This is a genomic window from Henriciella sp. (assembly GCF_029937755.1).
Classification (GTDB): Bacteria; Pseudomonadota; Alphaproteobacteria; order Caulobacterales; family Hyphomonadaceae; genus Henriciella.
Genome location: NZ_JAPYPG010000003.1, coordinates 264,606 through 285,458, shown reverse-complemented (window position 1 = coordinate 285,458; position 20,853 = coordinate 264,606). Strand labels below are relative to the sequence as shown.

The 20,853-nt window shown below is 64.0% G+C and carries 21 protein-coding genes; 8 read left to right on the top strand and 13 right to left on the bottom strand.

What is annotated here, in order from left to right; genetic code table 11:
- Position 1: 1 nt before the first annotated feature.
- The 7 genes from Q1K29_RS08985 to Q1K29_RS08955 all read right to left on the bottom strand — a co-directional run bounded on the left by Q1K29_RS08985 (position 2) and on the right by Q1K29_RS08955 (position 8,138).
- A complete protein-coding gene (locus Q1K29_RS08985) occupies positions 2-1,435 on the bottom strand; it encodes an amidase (RefSeq protein ID WP_300393583.1) in 1,434 nt (477 codons plus the stop codon).
- Positions 1,436-1,520: 85 nt separating this feature from the next.
- On the bottom strand, positions 1,521-1,922 hold the full coding sequence (locus tag Q1K29_RS08980) for a metallopeptidase family protein (protein WP_300393580.1): 402 nt from the start codon (positions 1,920-1,922) through the stop codon (positions 1,521-1,523).
- 12 nt (positions 1,923-1,934) lie between these two features.
- Complete coding sequence (locus Q1K29_RS08975; RefSeq protein ID WP_300393577.1) at positions 1,935-2,417, bottom strand: YbjN domain-containing protein; 483 nt, start codon at positions 2,415-2,417, stop codon at positions 1,935-1,937.
- A 65-nt stretch (positions 2,418-2,482) separates the two neighbouring features.
- Entirely contained in the window at positions 2,483-2,959 is a 477-nt protein-coding gene (locus tag Q1K29_RS08970) for a YbjN domain-containing protein (RefSeq protein WP_300393574.1), read from the bottom strand.
- Between the two features lie 111 nt (positions 2,960-3,070).
- Positions 3,071-3,973 (bottom strand): endonuclease/exonuclease/phosphatase family protein, encoded by a 903-nt coding sequence (locus tag Q1K29_RS08965; protein ID WP_300393571.1) that lies wholly within the window; start codon positions 3,971-3,973, stop codon positions 3,071-3,073.
- A gap of 71 nt (positions 3,974-4,044) precedes the next feature.
- The gene (scpA, locus tag Q1K29_RS08960) at positions 4,045-6,201 is read right to left on the bottom strand and encodes a methylmalonyl-CoA mutase (protein WP_300393568.1); all 2,157 of its coding nucleotides are present in this window, start codon (positions 6,199-6,201) and stop codon (positions 4,045-4,047) included.
- Entirely contained in the window at positions 6,198-8,138 is a 1,941-nt protein-coding gene (locus tag Q1K29_RS08955; protein WP_300393565.1) for a methylmalonyl-CoA mutase family protein, read from the bottom strand. Before Q1K29_RS08955 ends, scpA begins: the two co-directional genes overlap by 4 nt.
- Positions 8,139-8,314: 176 nt before the next feature.
- Here Q1K29_RS08955 and Q1K29_RS08950 point away from each other — a divergent pair, with 176 nt between their 5' ends.
- Both Q1K29_RS08950 and Q1K29_RS08945 read left to right on the top strand, forming a co-directional pair.
- Positions 8,315-8,539, top strand: a complete 225-nt coding sequence (locus Q1K29_RS08950; RefSeq protein WP_300393562.1) for a hypothetical protein — start codon at positions 8,315-8,317, stop codon at positions 8,537-8,539.
- Between the two features lie 263 nt (positions 8,540-8,802).
- Entirely contained in the window at positions 8,803-9,426 is a 624-nt protein-coding gene (locus Q1K29_RS08945; protein WP_300393559.1) for a hypothetical protein, read from the top strand.
- Here the strand turns inward: Q1K29_RS08945 and Q1K29_RS08940 are convergent.
- Together Q1K29_RS08940 and Q1K29_RS08935 are read right to left on the bottom strand one after the other, a co-directional pair.
- Positions 9,423-10,169, bottom strand: coding sequence for a pyridoxine 5'-phosphate synthase (locus Q1K29_RS08940; RefSeq protein ID WP_300393556.1), 747 nt, complete (start codon positions 10,167-10,169; stop codon positions 9,423-9,425). The two genes, Q1K29_RS08945 and Q1K29_RS08940, sit on opposite strands and share 4 nt — an antisense overlap.
- Before the next feature lie 90 nt (positions 10,170-10,259).
- Positions 10,260-10,613 carry a hypothetical protein gene (locus tag Q1K29_RS08935; protein WP_300393553.1) on the bottom strand — a complete coding sequence of 118 codons (354 nt, stop codon included), beginning with the start codon at positions 10,611-10,613 and terminating at the stop codon, positions 10,260-10,262.
- A gap of 271 nt (positions 10,614-10,884) precedes the next feature.
- Here Q1K29_RS08935 and Q1K29_RS08930 point away from each other — a divergent pair, with 271 nt between their 5' ends.
- A complete protein-coding gene (locus Q1K29_RS08930) occupies positions 10,885-11,835 on the top strand; it encodes a calcium/sodium antiporter (RefSeq protein WP_300393550.1) in 951 nt (316 codons plus the stop codon).
- Between the two features lie 62 nt (positions 11,836-11,897).
- On the opposite strand, the gene Q1K29_RS08925 is transcribed toward Q1K29_RS08930, so the two are convergent.
- Positions 11,898-12,668 (bottom strand): hypothetical protein, encoded by a 771-nt coding sequence (locus Q1K29_RS08925; RefSeq protein ID WP_300393547.1) that lies wholly within the window; start codon positions 12,666-12,668, stop codon positions 11,898-11,900.
- 225 nt (positions 12,669-12,893) lie between these two features.
- Between Q1K29_RS08925 and Q1K29_RS08920 the strand changes: the two genes are divergently transcribed.
- Entirely contained in the window at positions 12,894-13,454 is a 561-nt protein-coding gene (locus Q1K29_RS08920) for a carboxymuconolactone decarboxylase family protein (RefSeq protein ID WP_300393544.1), read from the top strand.
- A complete protein-coding gene (locus Q1K29_RS08915) occupies positions 13,451-14,266 on the top strand; it encodes an SDR family NAD(P)-dependent oxidoreductase (protein ID WP_300393542.1) in 816 nt (271 codons plus the stop codon). Before Q1K29_RS08920 ends, Q1K29_RS08915 begins: the two co-directional genes overlap by 4 nt.
- Here the strand turns inward: Q1K29_RS08915 and Q1K29_RS08910 are convergent.
- A complete protein-coding gene (locus Q1K29_RS08910) occupies positions 14,263-15,840 on the bottom strand; it encodes an ABC-F family ATP-binding cassette domain-containing protein (RefSeq protein WP_300393540.1) in 1,578 nt (525 codons plus the stop codon). The two genes, Q1K29_RS08915 and Q1K29_RS08910, sit on opposite strands and share 4 nt — an antisense overlap.
- Positions 15,841-16,024: 184 nt before the next feature.
- On the opposite strand from Q1K29_RS08910, the gene Q1K29_RS08905 reads away from it, so the two are divergent.
- Positions 16,025-17,314 carry an NADH:flavin oxidoreductase/NADH oxidase family protein gene (locus Q1K29_RS08905; RefSeq protein ID WP_300393537.1) on the top strand — a complete coding sequence of 430 codons (1,290 nt, stop codon included), beginning with the start codon at positions 16,025-16,027 and terminating at the stop codon, positions 17,312-17,314.
- Positions 17,315-17,413: 99 nt separating this feature from the next.
- Positions 17,414-18,133 (top strand): LuxR family transcriptional regulator, encoded by a 720-nt coding sequence (locus Q1K29_RS08900; RefSeq protein ID WP_300393534.1) that lies wholly within the window; start codon positions 17,414-17,416, stop codon positions 18,131-18,133.
- Positions 18,134-18,142: 9 nt separating this feature from the next.
- On the opposite strand, the gene Q1K29_RS08895 is transcribed toward Q1K29_RS08900, so the two are convergent.
- Together Q1K29_RS08895 and Q1K29_RS08890 are read right to left on the bottom strand one after the other, a co-directional pair.
- On the bottom strand, positions 18,143-18,955 hold the full coding sequence (locus Q1K29_RS08895) for an SDR family oxidoreductase (RefSeq protein ID WP_300393532.1): 813 nt from the start codon (positions 18,953-18,955) through the stop codon (positions 18,143-18,145).
- A gap of 58 nt (positions 18,956-19,013) precedes the next feature.
- Positions 19,014-19,454 carry a hypothetical protein gene (locus Q1K29_RS08890; RefSeq protein ID WP_300393530.1) on the bottom strand — a complete coding sequence of 147 codons (441 nt, stop codon included), beginning with the start codon at positions 19,452-19,454 and terminating at the stop codon, positions 19,014-19,016.
- Between the two features lie 275 nt (positions 19,455-19,729).
- On the opposite strand from Q1K29_RS08890, the gene Q1K29_RS08885 reads away from it, so the two are divergent.
- The gene (locus Q1K29_RS08885) at positions 19,730-20,749 is read left to right on the top strand and encodes a nitronate monooxygenase family protein (RefSeq protein WP_300393527.1); all 1,020 of its coding nucleotides are present in this window, start codon (positions 19,730-19,732) and stop codon (positions 20,747-20,749) included.
- Positions 20,750-20,853: the final 104 nt, after the last annotated feature.

The window sequence follows — 20,853 nt, the reverse complement described above, 5'->3', positions numbered from 1 at the left end:
GTCAGTCGAACCAGACTGGCGGCCGGCGGTTGGCCCATGGCGCAGCGCGCTCGATCTGGCCGGCGATGGCGTAGAGCAGGTCTTCGCGACCGAGCCGTGCGCCGAACATCATGCCCAGCGGCAGGTTATCTGCGGTCTGGTGCAGCGGCAGCGATATGGCTGGCCAGCCTGTCTGGTTGAAGACCGGACACCATGGCGCAAAGCCTGTGATGGCCTCGCCATAGGCATCGAAATCCTCCGGGTCGAGGCTCAGCACGCCGAGCTCGACCGGCGGACGTGCCAGCGTCGGCGCGAGGATGAGATCGTAGCCGCCTTCGTCCATGAAGGTCTCGAAAGCGAATGCAGCCTCGAGGAAGGCATTGTTGGTCTTCACGAGTTCGGACATCGGCACGGTCCGGCCCAGCTCGATAAAGCGCATCGAGACCGGTTCGAAATCATCTGCGCCGATCTTGCGGCCAAAAGCCTGTTCGCGCTCATCAGCGACGGCGGCCATGAAGGAGGAGACGATCATCATCATCCCCTTGCCAAGCGCGTCGCCATCAAGCGCAGGTCCGGCCTCCTCGACATGGTGGCCGAGCGATTGCAGCAGCTTGCCGGTCGCCTTGAGGCCAGCGTCAGCCTCCTTGTCCGGCCTCACGCCATTCGGTGCCGTCGTCCACAGCGCGATCTTCAGTGGCCGGGGATCACGTTGTGAGGCGGTGAGGTAGCTCGTCTGCGGAGGCGGGGCGATGTATCGGCCACCGGGCTCCTGGCCGTGGGTCGCGTCGAGAAGGGCTGCGCTGTCGCGTACGCTGCGGGAGACGCAGTGATGGGTCGACAGGCCGAACCAGTTCTCGCTCATCGGCGGTCCCATCGGCACGCGCCCGCGCGAGGGTTTGAGCCCGACCAGACCGGTACATGCCGCCGGAATGCGGATCGAGCCGCCCCCATCGCTGGCATGCGCCACGGGCAGGACACCGGAGGCCACGGTGGCCGAGGCGCCGCCAGAGGAGCCGCCGGAGGTTCGCCCGGTATCCCACGGATTGCGTGTCTTGCCGTAGAGCGCGCTCTCGGTTGAGGTCGTCAGGCCGAATTCGGGGCTGGTCGTTTGCGCGAAGATCACAAAGCCAGCCTCGCGATAGCGCTTGGCTAGCGTGGAGTCGAACGTCGCGACATTATCCCTGAAGGCCCGCGAGCCATTGGTCAGCGGCAGCCCCTCGAGGCGGACACCGAGATCCTTGGTGGCGAACGGCACGCCCGCAAAAGGGCCGGCCGGCAGGCCTTCGGTGATCTGCTTGCGGGCATGATCCTCGAAGAATTGCGAGAAACAGTTGAGCTCATCCTGTGCGGCCCGCGCGCTCTCAAGCGCGGCGTCCAGCAGCTCCCCTGGGCTCACTTCCCTGTTACGTACCAGCGCCGCGAGCGCGGTGGCGTCCTGATCTGCAAAGGCTTTCATGGTGGCCCGCTCTCCCGTCTTGTAACTCCCTCAGCCATCTACCGGGCGAGAAACAGAAAGGGCAAGCCATGCGGGGCAAAAACCCTCAATGGTCGTGGCCGATCTCGTCCAGCAGGGCGTGCATGTCCTCGTCCGACCAGCCGAAATGATGGCCAAGTTCGTGGATCACGACATGCTCGATAAGCTGCGTCAGCGTCGTGTCCGGCCGGGTCTGCAGCTCGGCAAGCAGGGGCTTGCGATAGAGGAAGATGCGCGCTGATTCAGGGCTCGGGAAGGTGACGCTGTCATGGATCAGCGGGATGCCCTGATAGAGGCCTGTCAGGTGCATCGGATTGACGATATTGAGATCCTGCAGCACGTCGCGATCGGCAATGTCCTGCACATGGATGACAATCCGCCCCGCTGCCTTGCGGAACTCTTCCGGCAAGCCGGCATAGGCCTCTTCAGCAAGGGCCTGAAACGTGTCGAGATCGGGCTGGTCGGGCATGGAAGGGGGCCGTCAGGACTCCTCGGTCCAGTGGTCGATGAAGCTCGTCACGATGGTGCGGAACATCTCCAGGTCATTGCCGTCGAAGGTCGCTTCGTCTGCTATGTTCACGACATAGTCGATCCCGACAGCCATTGGCGCGCCATTATCATCAGGCAGGACAAAAGCCCGGCCGAATGGGTAACTGTCATTGTAGGCATTCGCCTTCTGAAGCAGGCCTTCCCAGCCTTCGGGAGAGATCTGGAAGGTTGCAAACGTCATGACCCAGCTGCAGCTGCCGGCTTCCGTGCAGGCGCCTAGCCGGACCGAAAAATTCATGTTTGTATCGGCCCAGCTGGCATCGATGACGTAGACATCTGAGCCAACCGCATTCTCGTCGCTGATGATCGCGCCGGACGCCTCGATGGCAGCCTTTGCCGCCTCAGGCGTGATAGGGGCGGCGTGAGCGGTGAAGGCTGCTGCCGAGGCAGCAAGAGACAGAAGCGTATATTTCAAGGCATCACCTCATTTGGCGAAAGGGACTGCAACCGTTTGGGGTGCGGGGAGCCGGCGTTGCCGGCCTAGCTTTCGTTGCTCGTCCAGTGATCGACATAGGCCCTGACGGCGCGCTCGAAGCGCTGCAGGTCACCCGAATCGATGACCGATTCACCGGAGACATCGATGACATAATCGATGCCGATCATGTTGCCGCCAGCCTCCGACGGGTACACGAAAGCGCGCCCGATCGGATAGCTGTCATTATAGCGATTGGTCTTCTGCAGCGTTTCCGCGTCGATCTCATCCTCGATCTCGAAAGCCGTGAACAGGACGACCAGGCCGCACTCGTCGAAGCTGTCGCACTCATCGAGGCGTACATACATGGCGAGGTCATCAAGCTTTGCATTGATGACATGGGCATTCTCGCCGACGCCCTGTGAACTGGCGACAGTGGCGCCGTAGTCCTCAAGCACCATTTCGACCTCGCTCGGCGTGACGGGGCCGGCCTGGGCCACCATGGGCAGGCAGGCGGCTGCGGCGATCGCGTACACAGCTTTCATGAAGGCATTCCTCGGTCTGTTTGCGGACTGGAGCGTGGGCGAAGACTGGCATGGGCAGGCCTCACGCGCAAGCAAGTGGCCGCCTTAACCGGTGCCCCGCGCCGTCCCGGTTCACTGCGCCGTACCGCTCCCGGCTAGCCGAACATTGAAGCTGACCGCGCGGTGGTCAGAGCCGTGTAAGCCGGCGACGCTATGGTCGCTGCAAATCGCGCCGTCGCGGCAGAAAGCGAGGTCTATCGGGATCATGGCGAGATGTGGCCATGTGGGAACGTGGCGATGGTTCACGAGCTGGAAGTCCTGCTCGTGGACTATCCGCTGCGCCAGCCGACCCCAGGCAGCGGAGTTGAAGTCGCCCAGCACAATGAGCGGTCCGTCTTCCTCCTTGATCCATTCGAGAAGGCCTGAAAACTGCCGAATCTGGGCGTTTGGCGTGTCGAAGGGCCATGGGCGGGTCATGTGGACGACGATGACGGTCAGCGCGCCGTCCGGCGTGGCAAGCCTTGCGCGAAGGAGCGCAGGGGACTTGCGGGGGCGGCGCACGTCCCAGCTTTCGATCTCGTGTTTCGACAAGAGCCTCAGGCGGGCGTAGCGCATGGGCGAGTTGTCCGACCAGGCCTGATGCGGCCAGTGCTCGGCGAGGCGGCGTTCGAAAGGTGCAAACCGGTCAGGACGGGCCTCGACCAGCGCGACAATGTCGGCATCGGCCGACTCCATGGCGCGAACCAGCCCGTCCATGTCCGGATTCCGGACCCAGATATTGTGCTGGTAGACGGATATGGCCTGAGCGCTCTGCGGATTGGCGGGTCCTGGCGGGGTCCTGAGGGTCAGGCCGCCACCGGCGAGGGCCAGCAGGGCGACCGCGATGAAGACACCGTGACCCGCGCCATCGGGCTGGATCAACGTCAGTACGATCAGCAAGACGAAGACGGCGAGCAGGATGCACAGCGCCGGCAGCAGAAACTGGCCGGCAAGGTCGAACGTCCAGTGCAGGCGGGACAGGAGGGCGCCCAGCACGCTGAGGCTGCACAGGATGACCAGGCCATCCAGCAGCGCAGCAAAGCGGGTAAGGGTCTTGTCCAGCCTGTCTATTCCGCGGCTGCGTTGACGGGGTCGTCTTCCAGCGACTCCAGCATCGCCCTGGCGGCATCGGCGATCACCGTGCCCGGCGGGAAGATGGCCGAAGCGCCCGCTGTGCGGAGGGCATCATAGTCGCCGGGCGGGATGACGCCGCCGGCGATGATCTGTGTGCTGGCCGCGCCCTCATTGCCGAGCGCGCGCCTGAGTTCAGGGATCAGGGTGAGGTGACCAGCTGCAAGCGACGAGGCGGCGACAATGTCGACACCAGCCTTGCGGGCGTCACGGGCGGCTTCTTCCGGGGTCTGGAAGAGGGGGCCGATCTCGACATCCCAGCCGAGGTCCATCAGGGCCGAAGCGACGACCTTCTGGCCGCGGTCATGCCCGTCCTGACCCATTTTCGCGATATAGATCCTGGGCCTGCGGCCCTTCTTCTTCTCGAAGGTCTCTGCCAGCGCGCGCGCTTCATTCGCCTTCTCGTCCTTGCCGATGGAGCCGCCATAGACGCCCTTGATCGAGCGGATGACCGCCTGGTGGCGGCCCTGACTGCGTTCGACGGCTTCGGAGATTTCGCCAACCGTGGCCTTGGCGCGGGCCGCATCGACAGCCAGCGCGAGCAGGTTGCCTTCGGTGCCGGCGGCCGCTTCGGCGATGGCGTCGAGCTTTGCCTCGACTTCCGCCTGGTTCCGGTCCTCCTTGAGGCGGGCGAGCTTGTCGAGCTGCATGCGGCGCACGGTGGCGTTATCGACCTTCAGCACCGGCACGTCTTCGTCCTGGTCGAGCTGGAACTTGTTGACGCCGACCACGGTCTGTTCGCCGCTGTCGATACGCGCCTGCGTGCGGGCGGCCGCTTCCTCGATGCGCAGTTTCGGGACGCCTTCCTCGATCGCCTTGCGCATGCCGCCGAGCTTTTCGACTTCCTCGATATGCTCCAGCGCCTTCGCGGCGAGATCATGGGTCAGGCGCTCGACATAGTAGGAGCCGCCCCACGGGTCGATGGTCTGGCAGGCGCCGCCTTCCTGCTGCAGGAAGAGCTGCGTATTGCGCGAGATGCGGGCGGAGAAATCCGTCGGCAGGGCAAGCGCTTCGTCGAAGCTGTTGGTGTGCAGCGACTGGGTTTGCCCGCCGACCGCCGCGATGGCTTCCAGGCAGGTGCGGATGACATTGTTGTACACGTCCTGCGCGGTCAGCGACCAGCCGGAGGTCTGGCTGTGGGTGCGCAGGGACAGGGATTTCGGGTTCTTCGGGTTGAAGTTCTCCTTCACCAGCTTCGCCCAGAGCAGTCGCGCGGCGCGGAGTTTTGCGACCTCCATGAAGGTGTTCATGCCGATCGCCCAGAAGAAGGACAGACGCGGCGCGAACGCGTCGACATCGAGACCCGCATCGACACCGGCGCGGATATATTCGATGCCGTCAGCCAGTGTGTAGGCAAGCTCCAGGTCTGCCGTCGCCCCGGCTTCCTGCATATGGTAGCCGGAGATCGAGATTGAGTTGTATTTCGGCATGTTTTCAGACGTGTAGGCGAAAATGTCCGAAATGATCCGCATGCTCGGCTTGGGCGGATAGATATAGGTGTTCCGCACCATGAACTCTTTGAGGATGTCGTTCTGGATCGTGCCGGCGAGCTTGTCCGGAGAGACGCCCTGTTCCTCAGCCGCCGCGATATAGAGCGCGAGGATCGGCAGCACGGCACCGTTCATCGTCATCGACACTGACATCTGGTCGAGCGGAATGCCCGAGAAGAGCGTGCGCATGTCGTAGATGGAGTCGATCGCCACACCGGCCATGCCGACATCGCCTGTCACGCGAACATGGTCGGAGTCATATCCCCTGTGGGTTGCAAGGTCGAAGGCGACCGAGAGGCCTTTCTGACCGGCCGCGAGGTTGCGGCGATAGAAGGCGTTGGAGTCTTCCGCCGTCGAGAAGCCGGCATACTGGCGCACCGTCCAGGGCCGCTGGGTATACATGGTCGGGTAGGGGCCGCGGCCAAAGGGCGCGAGGCCCGGAAAGTCATCGAGATAGTCGAGGCCCTGGGTGTCGGCGGCGGAATAGGCCGTGGCGAGGTCGATGCCTTCCGGCGTCTCCAGCGTCCGCTTTGTGGAGCCAGACGGTGCTTTCGCCTCCGGCGTGCCGAGGTCGAGCTTGGTGAAATCGGGGAAGGTCGTCATTTGGCAACTCCCAGTTCGGCCTGCGCGAGGGTGAGCACGTCGACCGCGTCGCAGCCCATGAAGATGTTGGTGTCGCAATAGGGCGCTTCTGCCTTGCCTGCGATGAAGACGCGCTGGGCACCGGCCTTCTTGAGGGTTCGGGCCGCGTCGCCGGCTTCGGTCTTGTAGCGCTCGTCATTGCCGCAGATGACAGCGATCCGGCATCCCGACGCCTTGAAACCGGCTTCGATGTCTTCGAGCGAGGTTGGCAGGGAGGGCGCTTCCTTGCCCTCGATGCCGCCGGCGGCGAACAGGTTTCGCGCAAAGTCGACGCGCGCATTGTGTTCGGCGAGTGGACCCAGCGTTGCGATGAAGATGGCCGGGCGCTTGCCGGTCTTCTCTTCGTGGGCGGCTGCGCGGTCCCGCAGGGCTTCGAAGTCACGGGCAAGATGGATCGGCTCAAGCGCTTCGGCTGTCGTGTCGTCGCCGGAGCGGTCGGGCAGGTCCTTGAGGAAGGATTTGATCCCCTCATTCGAGACGCGCGTGGCCTTGCTGGCATAGGTGACATCGGCAATCGGGGCGCCGTCTTCCTCGATCAGCGGGAACTCGCTGACGCCGGTGACAGGGATCTTGCGCTTCGCGATGGCCTTGTAACGGTCGTCTCTTACGCCCTTGATACGGCTCTGGAATTTACCAGCCGCAAGGCTTTCGGCCAGGCCACCTTCGCTTTCGATCTGCTGGAATTCCTTCCAGGCGTCTTCGGCGAGATCGGTCGCGAGCGTTTCTTCAAACCAGGCGCCGCCGGCCGGGTCGGCAATACGGCCGAGGCCGGACTCTTCCATCGCGATGATCTGGGTGTTGCGGGCGGTGCGGCGGCCAAGCTCTTCCGGTACGCCGAGCGCTTCATTGAAGGCGCGCACCGTAACGACATCAGCGCCGCCGACAGAGGCGGCAAAGCAGGCCGCGGTGTTGCGCAGCATGTTTACCCAGGCGTCATAGCGCGTCAGCATGCGGGCGGAGCTGACCGACTGGAGCCGCATGGGGTCGGCCTCGAGACCCATCGCGTCGAGCACGCGGGCCCAGAGGCGGCGCGCGGCGCGCAGCTTGGCAATCTCGAGCCCGTAATTGCCGCCCGTTGCCAGCGTGAAAACGGTCTGGGCCGGGAAGGTGTTGATGTCATAGCCGGCTGTCTGAAGCCGGCGCATCGTGTCGACGGCATGGGCGATCAGGCCACCCAGTTCCTGGGCTTCCGAGCCACCTGCTTCATGGATGGCGCGGCTATCGGCGCGCAGCGTGGTGGCGTTCGGGAAGCTCAGGGCCAGCAGACGCGCCAGTTCGGCGGTGCGGACGAAGGCAGCGTCGAGCCCGCCCTCGACACGGCCGGTGCGTATCAGCAGGCCGAGCGGGTCGATATTGAAGGCGAATTTCAGCGACTTGGGCTCGTCCTGCTTTTCGCCCCAGAGCGCCAGAAGCGCGGCCACCGAGGTTCCGGCGCCGGCGCCGCGATGGTCGAGCGCGATGGTGGCGATGTCGGCACGGACACCTTTCAGGACGCTTGCCAGCGTGTTGGCGTCCTCGATGGCGCAGCCATGCTCGCCGGTGCAATCGACGGCCAGCTCTACAGACGACACGCCCCGCTCGAGGTCGCGCAGGATCTCGGCATTGGTGGTTTCCGGATCGGGATGGGTGAAGGCCTGGCGGATGTCCCAGGGCAGGTAGGCGTCCGGCTGGGCCTCCGCGCCGCGCAGGTATGGCGCTTCGCCGGGGGCGCCGAGCGGGTCGGTCGCGCTTGCAAAACCGTCTTCGCGATAAAGCGGCCGAATCGCAATGCCGTCATCAGTCTTGCGGGTGAGCCGTTCGAGACCGCCGCCCTTCAGGGCCTTTTCAACGGCGGCCAGCCATTCGGCCTCGGTGGCCGTTTCGAACTGGCTGCTCAGGGAGAGAAATCCGTCTGCCATATACCTACTCGTACATATCTTGTCGTGACCGGTATAGGGCGGCGGTTGACGTGCAGGTCAAGGCTTTCCATTGCGTCAAAGCGTGCGCTTTGTCGCAGTCGCCTCAATACGAGCCCCTTGACGGCCCGCGCGAATTATTTGCAAATGAGAACCATTCGCAAATATGGAGGTTCGCGATGATGACAGCGTGGCAGCAGGAAGAGGCGGGTAACGGACCGGCCTGTCAGGCGGCGGGCAGCAAGGTCCGCATTCTGGACTGGGTCGAGAGCCAGTCGAAGGTGACCCGGATCTGGCTCGACGAGCTGATCGCCGAGGGAGACCCGAATGACCTGGTCAGCGTCATTCACCGGCAGGCCGCCTGGCTGGAGCTGATGCGCGACCGGCTGAAACAGGCCTCCTAGGTCCGCATTCCGGACGGGTATCTGTCCTACACCTGAACTCAGGGATAGTCCGGCATCCCTCCACCGGACTATCCCTGAAAAAGGACGTTCCGAAAACAGTCCGGTTTTAGTCCGGAAACAGTCCGGTTCTGGCGCGGCTCGCCCGCTTGGCCTTGCCCCATGAGTGGCTCAACCAGATTTTCCCTCCGGCGTGACCCGCCGCGGCAGGCGATTGGGCGAATCCATCAGACGACGGCTCTTCGAGTGGCAGTTTACCAGACCTCATGACTGACCCGCTCATCTCGCTGCTCGACCAGATGCCCATCGGGCGGATGCTGGCAGTCCGTGTGGTCGAGACCGGGCTGCGGACGGGACTTAGCTATGACAAGGCGGCGGCAAAAGCACGGGTGTCGAAAACAACTGCTGCGGAATGGGCCGCCTTGCTCGGCATCCGCAAGAAGAACCTTGCTGCCGAGACGACGGAGATGCGCCGGGCGCGGCATGCAAGCTGGGCGCTGGCGCTGGCCGAGCTTGGCCGCATGGATGAGGCGGCGGCGTGGGAGACCGAGACAAGGCGGCTGGAAACCACGCTCAGCCGGATCGACCGGCGCGCGGCGGTTTCCGACGTGGTGGGCGATTTCTATGCGGCTCCGAAGGCCTTCCTGGCGAAGGTCGCCGGGACGCTGGAAAGCGGCGGCGCGATGGACGCGTGGGCGGTGGTGTTCGACTATTTCCTCAGCCTGAGGACGCTGGGGGCGGCGCTCGCCGAGGATGGCAAGGCGACATGGCCGGAGGGCGTGCCGGACGCGGTGCCGCCAACGCCGCCCTGGCTGCCCTGCGACCCGTGGGCGGTCGAGGATGAGGATGCGTGGGAGGCTGAGGTCGGCGCGGCGGTGCGGCTGCTCTAGACCACCTGTCCGCAGGCGCGGCGGAAGCGGCGCACCGTCTCGGCCATGCCATAGGTCAGCGCATCGGCGGTCAGCCCGTGGCCGATCGAGACTTCGGCGAGATCCGGAATGCGCAGGGCCAGCGGCGTGAGGTTCTCGACGGTGAGGTCATGGCCGGCATTCACCCCAAGGCCGAGTGCGATGGCCGCTTCGGCCGTTTCGGCGAGCTTTTCAAGCTCGCGCGCCTGCGCCTCAGGGTCGTCATGGCAGCCGCCATAGGGGCCGGTATAGAGTTCGACACGGTCACAGCCGGTTTCGGCGGCCGCCGCCATCTGGGCCGGGTCGGCATCGGCGAAGAGGGAGATGCGCGCGCCGGTGGTGACCTTTAGGCGCGCCACGATCTTGTGAAGATGCGCCCCGTCAGCCTTGAAGTCCCAGCCATGGTCCGAGGTGGCCTGGGCAGGGTCGTCGGGCACGAGGGTCACCTGTTCGGGCTGGATCTCCTCGACCAGTTCGAGGAAGTCCTCGCTCGGATTGCCTTCGATGTTGAATTCGCGGTCGGGGAACTCAGTGTCGATCAGGGTGCGCAGGTCAGGCAGGTCGGCCCGGCGGGTGTGGCGCTCATCCGGACGCGGATGAACCGTCAGCCCGACGGCCCCGGCCTCGAGCGCGATGCGGCCAAGCCCTGTCATGCTCGGCCAGGGCAGGTCGCGCCGGTTCCGCAGCAGGGCGACAGCATTGAGATTGACGGAGAGTTCGGTCATCGCCGCAGGGCTCCCATGGGGTCCGGGGTTCTTGGACTTGCCATTTAGGATACCCCTGCGGCGATGACCATAGCCTGCCGCGAAGACAGGCTATTCGGGCTGGGTTTCTCCCGGCGCAAATCCTGCGTCAGTCTGGGTGTCCGCCGAGATGTCTGCCGGTGCCACATCGCCATGAACGTGGGTTTCCACAACCGTATCGACAGGTGTTTCGAGCGGGCTGACGCCGATATCTTCAAGGCCGGTGGCCTCAATCGATCCGGTAACAGGCGCCGCCGGTTCCAGCTCAGCAAGGCTGGTGGCTTCATCGGTCAGTGGTGTCTCTTCCGAGAAGGCCGACTTTGGCTGGCTGGTCTGGGTGTTGGTGTAGTAGGTGAAGGCGGCCGCGCCGCCGAGGACCGCGACGCCTGTGACAGCGGCCACGATATACTTGTTCCGTGCGCTCATCTGCGCACTCTCCAAAAGCAAGAGTTGGGACGGACTCGCAGTCCGGCCCGCGGGACTTGTTCATCCGCGCATCCGGATATGGCGAGAGTCCCATGCGCGTGGAAGATGGCGGGCGGCCGGCTCTCCAAAATTTAATCCGCATGGGGACAAAACCGGCATCTTGATTTCGGGTGTGCGCAGAGGCATATCGCGCCAACAGGGACCGGCCCGCGTCAGAAACGACGATTTCCCGCGCGACGGCGGCCGCCCCCTTTTACCCAAGATCCCCCTCATGCTTATTGTTTTCCTGATTACCGGTCTCGTCCTTTTGCTGGTGGGCGGCGACCTTTTCGTGCGCGGCTCGGTCTCCATCGCGCAGCGCCTTGGCGTGTCACCGCTCCTCATCGGCCTGACGCTTGTCGGCTTCGGCACCTCGACGCCGGAACTCGTAACCAGCCTTCAGGCGGCCCTGGCGGGATCGCCCGGTGTCGCGACCGGCAATGTCGTCGGGTCGAACATTGCCAACATCCTGCTCATCCTCGGTCTCGCTGCCGTGCTGAAGCCCGTCCTGGTGGACGGTGGCGCGCTGAAGCGGGACGGGCTGGCGCTCGCTGTCTCGGCGCTGCTCTGCCTGGGCGTGACGATGAGCGGCGTGCTCGACCGGCTGTCGGGCGTGGTCTTCCTCGCCGGCCTTGCGGGCTATCTCGGCTTTGCCATCTGGCAGGAGCGGCGTGCGGTTACAGCGAAGGCGGGCATTACCGTCGATCCCGGCCCGCCGGTGAAGCCCGCGGACCGTCCGCTGATGGCTGGCTTGATGACGCTGGGCGGGCTCGCGCTTGTCATCCTTGGTGCCTCGCTCCTGATCGACGGGGCGGTGGGGCTCGCCACACGATTCGGCATCTCCGAGACGATCATCGGGCTCTCCATCGTTGCCATCGGCACCTCGCTGCCGGAGCTCATTACTTCCGTGATCGCCGCGCTGCGTGGCCAGAGCGATGTCGCCTTCGGCAATGTCGTGGGATCGAACATCTACAATGTGCTCGGCATTCTCGGTGTTACGGCGCTGGTCCAGCCGATCCCGGTCCCGCCAGAGATCATGGCGGTGGATATCTGGGTGATGCTCGGTGCGACGGCGGCGCTCATCATCCTCGCGCGGACCGGCCACCGCATCAACCGCACCGAAGGCGCCCTGATGCTCGCAGGCTATGCCGGCTACACCGCCTGGCTCGCCAGCCAGATCTAGCGTACAAAAAGGCCCGGCAGGGCATTCGCCTGCCGGGCCTGGTGGCACGGGATGTTACGCGACTAGCTTGCGCTTGAGGTGATGAAGGTCGCTTCGAGCTCCAGTTCCTCGAAGAGTGGATCGTCGATCTCGCCGGTCACCGAGACCCAGTCGCCCACGGTGATCTTCTGGAAGCCTTCATCATCCAGCGGATTGTAGCCGAGCTTGTCGGTATCGGCATCGACCTCTAGATCGTAATAGCCGGTGTCGATGATGAATTCGCCTTGAAGCGGCATCGTCTCGGTCACGATACCGGAGAAGGTAACGCTGTTACCCGTATCTATCGTCGTGGAATATGAACTCCAGCTACGCAGGGCTTCCTCGTCTTCTGCCGAGGCATAGAAAACGGTGTTCAGATCGGCGACATAGACGCTGGAGGCTTCGATACTCGTCGTCTCCAGGAAGTCATCATCGATGCGGCCCGTCACGGCGACGGTCTGTCCGTCGACAATGCCATAGGCGTCGCCCCAGCTATCCCAGTCATCCATCTCGACTTGGACCGTACCATCGCCATAGTCGAGCATGAAGCTGGACAGGGTGGAGTCGGTCACTTCGCCGGTCAGGGTGACCCACGCCTCATCCGATTTAAGGTAAGGACTGTCGCCTGTGAGGTCGATCTGCACGCCGCTGTCATCCATGTCGGCTTCTTCATCCGTCATGGCGTCGGCTTGTGCCTGGGTTTCATCATTGCTTGCGTCGTTTTGCATATCGTCCTGCGCAGCAGCCGTTCCGGCTGAGGCGGCGAAAGCAAGCGCGATGAGGGAACTAAATGCGGTAGAATTAGTGAGTTTCATAATGGAACTCCTTTCTGGGGTTTCATTACCATTTTTGGAGGGGCAGCGGGATGCGCCCCTTCAGTTTTCAAAACGGACTTCCGCTTTTCGTGTTCCAGCCACATTAACCTTGGCATGCCGCCGGGTCCGCACTTGCCCGCTTCGGACTTGGCGCGTTTACTGTAGTGAAAATGGGTGTAACCGGTTTTGGACCGGGGCCCGAAAAAATAGAGGGAGGAGACCTGGATGCGCCTGAACAAACCGCGGATTGCACCGCTTCAAGACCATGAGATCGGCGAAGAGCAGCGCGCGCTGCTGGGGGAGCGGTTCAAGGGCCAGATCTACAACATCTTCCGCACGCTCTCGCGCGCGCCGAAGGCCTATAAGCGCTTCATGCTCTATGGCGGCTATATCCTGTCGGAGCATAATGATCTTGCGCCCCGCGAACGCGAGCTCGTCATCCTGCGGGCGGGCTTCAACTGGAAGTCCGGCTATGAATGGGCTCAGCATGAGCGCATCGGCCTGCAGTGCGGGCTCACCGAAGAGGAGATCGCGCGCATCAAGGCCGGTCCGGAGGCGGCGGGCTGGAGCGAGGAAGACGCTGCCCTCCTGCAAGCCACCGACGAGCTGACCGCCGACGCCTTCATCACCGATGCAACCTGGGCGCGGCTCGGCTTTCTCACCGAGAAGCAGAAGATGGACCTCGTCATGACGGTCGGCCAGTACACCCAGGTCTCGATGATGCTGAACTCGTTCGGCGTGCAGCTCGATGACGACCTCACGCTGGATCCGGACCTCGCAAAATGAGCGGGATCGATGTCGCTGGCCGGCTTGAGGGAAAGGTCGCGATCATCTGCGGGGCGGGCCAGACGCCGGGGACGACGGTTGGCAATGGCAAGGCCTGCGCTCTCGTCTTCGCGCGCGCCGGTGCCAGCGTGGTCTGCGTCGACCGCGATCTCGATCGCGCCGATGCGACGGTGGCGGCGATCCGCGAGGAGGGCGGCGATGCGCTGGCGCTCGCGGCCAACGTCGCGAAGGCGGACGAAGCAGAAAAGATCGCCCGCGTGACGCTTGAGACCTATGGCCGGATCGATGGGCTGGTGAACAATGTCGGCATTGGCGGGGGCGGCGACGGCCCGGCGAAACACCTCACCGAGGAGGCCTTTGACCGGATCCTGTCGGTCAATTTCAAGGCGGCCTGGCTGGTCACGAAAGCCTGCCTGCCCATCATGGAAAGCCAGGGCGCGGGCGCCATTGTGAATATCTCCTCGCTCGCCTCCATCGCGGGCCATCACATGCTGGCTTACGAAACCTCCAAGGCGGCGATGAACCGGATGACGCAATCGGTCGCGCTGTCGGGCGCGAAGAAGGGCGTGCGGTGCAATGCGATCCTGCCGGGCCTGATGGATACACCGATGGCCATCGAGGGCATTTCCCAGCGCCGCGGCGTGCCGGCCGATGACCTCCGGGCCGAACGGGCCGCGCAGGTGCCGATGGGGCATATGGGAAGTGGCTGGGATACCGCCCACGCGACGCTCTTCCTCGTCAGCGAGGAAGCGCGCTTCATTACCGGCGTGCTGCTGCCGGTCGATGGCGGCCAGGGCGCACGGCGGGGTTAGTTTAGCACGATGCGCCGCTCCACCCCGATCGCATCCAGGAAGCGCTCGTCGTGGCTGATGGCGAGGATGGCGCCGTCATAGGCTTTGAGGGCGGCTTCCAGCAGTTCGACGGCGTCGATGTCGAGATGGTTGGTCGGTTCGTCCAGCAGCAGGAGTTCGGGCGGCTCCGGCTGGGCGAAGGCAGCCGCGAGGCCGGCGCGCAGGCGTTCGCCGCCCGAGAGCGTGCCGGTGGCCTGCAGGGCGTCATCGCCGCGAAAGGCGAAGCGGGCGAGCTGGGCGCGGGCTTCATTGTCGTTGAGGGCCGGGGCCAGCGTCTTCATATTGTCGATCAGCGAACGGTCCGGAGCGAGGCGCGCGACATGCTGGTCGAGCAGGGCGATGCGGGTGGTGTGGACGCTTACCTCGCCGGAGAGGGGCTGCAGCGCTCCGGTGATCAGCTTCATCAGCGTCGACTTGCCCGAGCCGTTCGGCCCGGCAATCGCGACCCGCTCGGGCCCGCGCAGCTCAAAGGATAGAGGGCCGAACAGCGGACGTCCTCCGAACCCCATGCTGACATCTTTCAGCGTCACGAGCTGGCGCGCGGCGGGCAGGTCGCAGGCGGGAAGGTCGATGCTCAGGGGGGTAACGATTTCGAGCCTGGCTTCGGCCTCCGACAGCGTGGTTTCGGCCTCGCCCAGCTGGCGATCGGCAAGATGCTGACCGCGCGCACCGGTCGCTTCGGCGCGTTCGGCGCGGGCATCGAGGACGAGTTTCGGCTGGTCGCCGCGGGCGCGAACGGCCCGGCCGTGTGCGTCGGAGCGGTCCTTGCGCTCCTTCGCCTGCTGGACCTTGCGGGTGGTCGATTTCAGCTTGTTGGCAGCGCTCTCGGCCTCCTGAGCCGCACGGTCGCGGGCAGCCTGTCTCGCTTCGTCGAATTCGCGCCAGCCGCCGCCGAAGACGGTGCAGCCGACCGGCGTCAGCTCGACGATCCGGTCCATCGCCTCGAGCAGGGCGCGGTCATGGCTGGCGACAACCAGGCCGCCTTTCCAGCGCTCGATCAGCGCCATGACGGCGGCGCGGCCATCCTTGTCGAGATTGTTGGTCGGCTCGTCGAGCAGGATCAGGTCCGGTTCGGCCAGCAAGAGACGGGCGAGACCGACGCGCGTGCGTTCGCCGCCTGAAAGGGTGGCGAGGCGGCGGTCCAGCGGCATGGTCCCAAGCCCGGTTTCGGCAAGCGCCTTGTCGAGGCGGGGTTCGAGCGTCCAGTCGGCGGCGTCGAAATCCTCTGCCGTGCCGTCACCGGTCGTGATGCGGGCGAGACAGGCGAGGGCGCCGGAGACCCCGAGCGCTTCGGCGACACTCAGGCTTTCGTCAAAGCGCTGCTCCAGCCGCGCGAGACGGCCATGGGTATGGATCGCGCCGGCGGAGGGCTGGACGTCTCCGGCGATAGCGGCAAGCAGCGTGGACTTGCCACAGCCATTGCGGCCGACAAGGCCGATGCGTTCGGCGCTGACAGACAGCGTCAGAGTGTCGAAAAGCGGAGAACCGTCAGGCTTTGAGAGCGAGAGCTGGTCGAGGGTAAGAAAGGCAGACATGGAAAGGGGCCCGGGCAGAATGGAAGATCGTCGCTAGTCTCATGCGGGCGAAATCCATTGCGGGGCTCCATGTCTCTTGTTTCAGGAGAGCGATACCTAGGCGGGGGTCCGTGAAAGTGCAAGTCTGGACGGGTCCGGGGCGGCACGTCATGCTTCCGGCAAAGATGGCCGGGGAGGGCTTTCCATGACCAGCATACTCGAACAACCGCTTGACCTGCCCTGCGGGGCGCAGCTGCCCAACCGGCTCTGCAAGGCGGCGATGACGGAGCAGATCGCCATCGGCAATCGCGCCCATGAAGGGCATGTGAGGCTCTACCGGGCATGGGGCGAGAGTGGTTGCGGGATGCTGCTGACGGGAAACGTACTGATCGACCGCCACCATCTTGAAGCGCCGGGCAATGTCGTCATCGACGCGCGCCCGGACGCCGACCATATGGCGGCGCTGAAGGCCTGGGCGGCGGCCGGGCAGGAGCATGGCGCGAAGATGTGGATGCAGATCAGCCATGCCGGGCGCCAGACGCCGAAGCTGATCAACGAGGCGCCGCATGCGCCCTCGGCGGTCCCGCTGGCGCTGCCCGGCGGCCAGTTCGGCAAGCCGGTGGCGATGGAGGGGCACGACATCCGCAAGGTGATCGAGGGCTTTGCGCTCTGCGCGAGCGTGGCGCGGGAAGCCGGCTTCGACGGCGTGCAGGTGCATGGCGCGCATGGCTATCTCATCAGCCAGTTCCTCAATCCGCGCGCCAACCAGCGCGAGGATGAATGGGGCGGCAGCCTCGAGAACCGCGCGCGGCTGCTGCTGGAAACCGTCGAGGCGGTGCGCGCGGCGGTGGGCACGGATTTCCCCGTCGGAGTGAAGCTCAACTCGGCCGACTTCCAGACCGGCGGCTTCAGCTTCGAGGAATGCCGACAGGTCGTGGCCTGGCTCTCGGAGAAGAAGATCGACCTGCTGGAGATCTCCGGCGGCAATTACGAGCAGCCGAAACTTCTCGGCATCGAAGGCCTGCAGGCGGCAGAAGACCAGCCGGTGCGCGAAAGCACCAAGGCGCGCGAGGCCTTCTTTGTCGATTATGCCGGCGAGGTGCGCGGCGAAGCGTCCATGCCGGTCATGGCGACCGGCGGCTTCCGTTCAAGGGTCGCGATGGAGGAGGCGGTTTCTGCAGGGCTGGCCGACATGGTGGGCATAGGCGCCCCACTCTGCACCGATCCGCGCGGGCCTGCAAAGCTGCTGGCGGGCGAGATCGACCGGCTGGAAAACCACTCCAAGGGCATGCGGCTGGGGCCCGGTTTTCTCGGGCCGAACAGCTCCATCGGTCTCATCAAGATGCTGAATGCCCTTGGACAGCAGGCATGGAACTATCTCGCCATTCTTGCCTTGTCTGAGGGGCAGGACGTGCCAATGCGCATGAGCCTGCTCCAAGCCTATAACCGGCATCAGAAGCGCCTGAAACAACAGGCAAAAGCGCTTTCGCAATAGCGGAAGGAGCCTGAGCACGCCCAAAAGAATCGACCATCCTCCCTTGAGGTTGATGACTGCCGGGATAGGTTGAGTTTGAGAGGAAGGGAAAAGGCCCTCATGGACCTGTCAGACTACCTCGATGGACTTTACGCCTGCACATCCAGGGATGCGCTGGACGAGGTGCTGATCGATACGTTCGAGGAGATCGGCGCAACAGCTCTCTCTGGCTATACCTTCCCCTATGGCGGCGGTGTCACGACTGACAAACTGCCCATTCTCTCGACATGGCCGGATGCGGTGAAGTCTGCCTATCGTCGGCAGATGGCGGGTGACGACCCGATCATGTACGCGGCCATGACGCTCGGCACGCCGGTTCATTTCCTGAAGCTCGAAGCATCGCTCGACTTCAACGAGCGTGGCGCCGCCGTCATCAATGCGATGCGCCAGGCCGGCTTCCAGGATGGTGTGACGACGCCGGTCTACGCAAAGCCGGGGGATTTCGCCTATTTCGTCGCGGCTTTCCCGGAAGAGCGCCCGGACCTGACGCCATCGGATCTGAGGCGTATCAAATTCCTCTTCTCGGAATATTTCTACCGCTATCGTGAGCTCGATACGGCTGGTGTCGGGGCCCTCTCGCGGCGCGAGCTGCAGGTGCTGGTGGCCATGGTCAACGACAAGTCCAACAGCGAGATCGCGCAGATGCTGGGCGTATCGGAGCACACGGTCGGCACCTATGTCCGCCGCTGTTTCGAGAAGCTCAATGTGCGCAGCCGGACCCAGGCCATCCTGCGCTATATCGGGGCCGGGACAATGAAGCTGCCCTCCGTAGAGCCGTAGTACGCCCGCCTAGATCTGGCCGCGCTCCCGCAGGCGCTGCACGAGAATCCGGACATCGTATTCCTCATCGCCCTCATAGCGCGGCGCATATTTCGTAAAGGCGCTTTTCAACGCCCCCATACGCTGCTCGATGCGCACGGCATTGTAGGCATGGCTCACGACGAAACGCTCGCCCGCCTTGATCTGGGGGTAGATGATGTCGGCGAAGGCGTCTGTTTCCATCGCGTATTCGTTGAAGTCCGGATTGAGTTCGGAGGCGACCCAGCCGGGAATGATCAGGCCGATCTTGATGAAGTCCGGCATCTGGTCCCGGAAGGTCTCTGTCAGACCGAGGACGGCATGCTTGGACGCGATATAGGCGGCGGCCGTCGTGGCGCAGAAGAAGGAGTTCTCCGAGCCGGTATTGTAGATCATGGCCGGGGAGCCTTGCTCCTTCATCCGGTTGCCGAAGACGCGGCAGCCATGCCAGACGCCCCAGAAATTCACGTCCATGATCCGGTGGGCCTCTTCCATGGGCACATCCGGCAGGCGCTTCTCGCGTGAGCCGATACCGGCATTGTTGAGGAGCACATCGCAGCGGCCATGCTCGTCCCAGGTGAAATCCGCCAGCGCCTCGACATTGTCGAGGCTGGAAACGTCACAGACGGTGGAGCGGGCATCGATGCCGAGGGCTTCGAGCTTTTCACACGCCTCCTTCAGGCGATGTTCGCGCGGCTCGCCGATGACGATTTTCGCGCCATCGGCGCCGAACTTTCTCGCCAGCGCGAACCCGATCCCCGTCGCGCCGCCCGTAATGACGACCACCTTGTCCTTCATGTCCATTCGTCTGTCTCCCTTTTTGGAAAGACTATCCGACAGTCTGGACGGGGGCGAGTGGAAGTTAGTCGGCGACCGTCTCGGGGGCGCCGGTACCCTTGTCGAAGGTCACGTCCTTCACGGTGACATTCTCGAAATTGTCGCGATAGCGCTGGATCGTGGCGTCCCGGTGCTCCGTGGCGGCGTCTTCGCTCTCGAAGCATTGTGACGAGCTGCCCTGCAGGCCGACACCATGCTGTTCGTCGATGACATAGTAGAAGAGACTGCCGAGCGAGGAGCGGTCTTCGGCGCTGTCCGGGATCACGTTGGACATGAACAGCATGAAGGCGGGGTCTTCACCGGGCGCATGCTGGCAAAGATCTGTCTCGCCCTCGCCATCGGCCTCCTGCTGCAGGCACTGGCTGAAGACGAAAACATAGCCGTCCTCCTCGGTGCATTGCGCGCTGGCGGTTCCGGCGAAAGCGGCGGCCGCGGCGCTGGCGGCGATGAGCGGAATACGTTTCATGAATCGGTCTCCCCCTGTAATGGATATTGCAGGGAGGGGAGCGCATCAGGACAGCCATTTCAACCCCTGGCCCGGTCAGACCCGTCAGGCGTGGCGAGAGAGAGCGCTACGGCCCCGGTCAGTTTCAACTCGATCCGTTGTGGCGGTGGGCAAGGATGAGGCTGGCTGAATGCGCGCCGCTGAGAGGCGCGTTTCCCAACGTCACATCTTGTCCGGACGGACGGGACGACTAGGTTGCGGCGATAGAGGAAACATCACCAGAGGGAAGACCCATAATGGCCCTGCCGCCCGTGCTCCAGAACATGCGCCTGCCTGTCATCGGCTCGCCGCTCTTCATCATTTCCAATCCGGAGCTGGTGATCGCCCAGTGCAAGGCGGGCGTTATCGGCTCCTTCCCGTCGCTGAACGCGCGCCCGATCAGCCAGCTCGATGAGTGGCTGGACCAGATCACCTCTGAACTCGACAGCTACAACAAGGCCAACCCGGACCGTCCGGCCGCCCCCTTTGCGGTCAACCAGATCGTCCACAAGACGAACAATCGCCTCGAAGAGGACCTTGAACTCTGCGTGAAGTACAAGGTGCCGCTGGTGATTACCTCGCTTGGCGCGCGCCAGGAAGTGAATGACGCGATCCACTCCTATGGCGGCATCGTCATGCACGACATCATCAATGTCGTCTTTGCGCACAAGGCGCTGGAGAAGGGCGCCGATGGCCTGATCGCGGTCTGTGCGGGGGCCGGTGGCCATGCTGGCACGCTGTCGCCGTTCGCCCTGATCCAGGAGATCCGGCAATTCTTCGACGGGCCGCTGGCGCTGTCGGGCTCGATTGCGAATGGCGGGGCAATTGCCGCTGCCCAGGCCATGGGCGCCGACCTTGCCTATATCGGCTCGGCCTTCATCGCCTGCGACGAGGCCAATGCGGTGGACGGCTACAAGGACATGATCGTCGACTCCAAGGCTGGCGACATCGTCTATTCCAATCTCTTCACCGGCGTGCATGGCAACTATCTCGCCCCGTCGATCTCGCGCGCCGGGCTGGATGTGAACGATCTTCCCGAAAGCGATCCGAGCAAGATGAATTTCGGTTCCGGCGGCAACCAGAAGTCCAAGGCCTGGAAGGACATCTGGGGCTGCGGCCAGGGCATCGGCGCTATCGAGAAACGCATGTCGACGGCGGAGTTCGTGGACCGGCTGGCCAGCGAGTATGAGGGCGCCATCGAGGCGCTGAACCAGCACAAGGCTTTCGTGCCCATGACGGCGCGGGCCAAACAGGCAGAATCCGCCGGTATCGGTTGATAACCTCGCTGTAGAGCGCAGATTTCAAACAGGGTTTTTGCGGTCCTGACGTAATTCATCCGACAGCGGACAGGCTGAGGGAAACTATGCTCCGTTAAAGGAGG

Bases quoted from the DNA above. Each gene is read 5' to 3' on its own strand.
- Q1K29_RS08985 (WP_300393583.1), bottom strand. From the start codon at position 1,435: ATGAAAGCCTTTGCAGATCAGGACGCCACCGCGCTCGCGGCGCTGGTA.
- Q1K29_RS08980 (WP_300393580.1), bottom strand. From the start codon at position 1,922: ATGCCCGACCAGCCCGATCTCGACACGTTTCAGGCCCTTGCTGAAGAG.
- Q1K29_RS08970 (WP_300393574.1), bottom strand. From the start codon at position 2,959: ATGAAAGCTGTGTACGCGATCGCCGCAGCCGCCTGCCTGCCCATGGTG.
- scpA (WP_300393568.1), bottom strand. From the start codon at position 6,201: ATGACGACCTTCCCCGATTTCACCAAGCTCGACCTCGGCACGCCGGAG.
- Q1K29_RS08955 (WP_300393565.1), bottom strand. From the start codon at position 8,138: ATGGCAGACGGATTTCTCTCCCTGAGCAGCCAGTTCGAAACGGCCACC.
- Q1K29_RS08950 (WP_300393562.1), top strand. From the start codon at position 8,315: ATGATGACAGCGTGGCAGCAGGAAGAGGCGGGTAACGGACCGGCCTGT.
- Q1K29_RS08945 (WP_300393559.1), top strand. From the start codon at position 8,803: ATGACTGACCCGCTCATCTCGCTGCTCGACCAGATGCCCATCGGGCGG.
- Q1K29_RS08940 (WP_300393556.1), bottom strand. From the start codon at position 10,169: ATGACCGAACTCTCCGTCAATCTCAATGCTGTCGCCCTGCTGCGGAAC.
- Q1K29_RS08935 (WP_300393553.1), bottom strand. From the start codon at position 10,613: ATGAGCGCACGGAACAAGTATATCGTGGCCGCTGTCACAGGCGTCGCG.
- Q1K29_RS08930 (WP_300393550.1), top strand. From the start codon at position 10,885: ATGCTTATTGTTTTCCTGATTACCGGTCTCGTCCTTTTGCTGGTGGGC.
- Q1K29_RS08925 (WP_300393547.1), bottom strand. From the start codon at position 12,668: ATGAAACTCACTAATTCTACCGCATTTAGTTCCCTCATCGCGCTTGCT.
- Q1K29_RS08920 (WP_300393544.1), top strand. From the start codon at position 12,894: ATGCGCCTGAACAAACCGCGGATTGCACCGCTTCAAGACCATGAGATC.
- Q1K29_RS08915 (WP_300393542.1), top strand. From the start codon at position 13,451: ATGAGCGGGATCGATGTCGCTGGCCGGCTTGAGGGAAAGGTCGCGATC.
- Q1K29_RS08910 (WP_300393540.1), bottom strand. From the start codon at position 15,840: ATGTCTGCCTTTCTTACCCTCGACCAGCTCTCGCTCTCAAAGCCTGAC.
- Q1K29_RS08905 (WP_300393537.1), top strand. From the start codon at position 16,025: ATGACCAGCATACTCGAACAACCGCTTGACCTGCCCTGCGGGGCGCAG.
- Q1K29_RS08900 (WP_300393534.1), top strand. From the start codon at position 17,414: ATGGACCTGTCAGACTACCTCGATGGACTTTACGCCTGCACATCCAGG.
- Q1K29_RS08895 (WP_300393532.1), bottom strand. From the start codon at position 18,955: ATGGACATGAAGGACAAGGTGGTCGTCATTACGGGCGGCGCGACGGGG.
- Q1K29_RS08890 (WP_300393530.1), bottom strand. From the start codon at position 19,454: ATGAAACGTATTCCGCTCATCGCCGCCAGCGCCGCGGCCGCCGCTTTC.
- Q1K29_RS08885 (WP_300393527.1), top strand. From the start codon at position 19,730: ATGGCCCTGCCGCCCGTGCTCCAGAACATGCGCCTGCCTGTCATCGGC.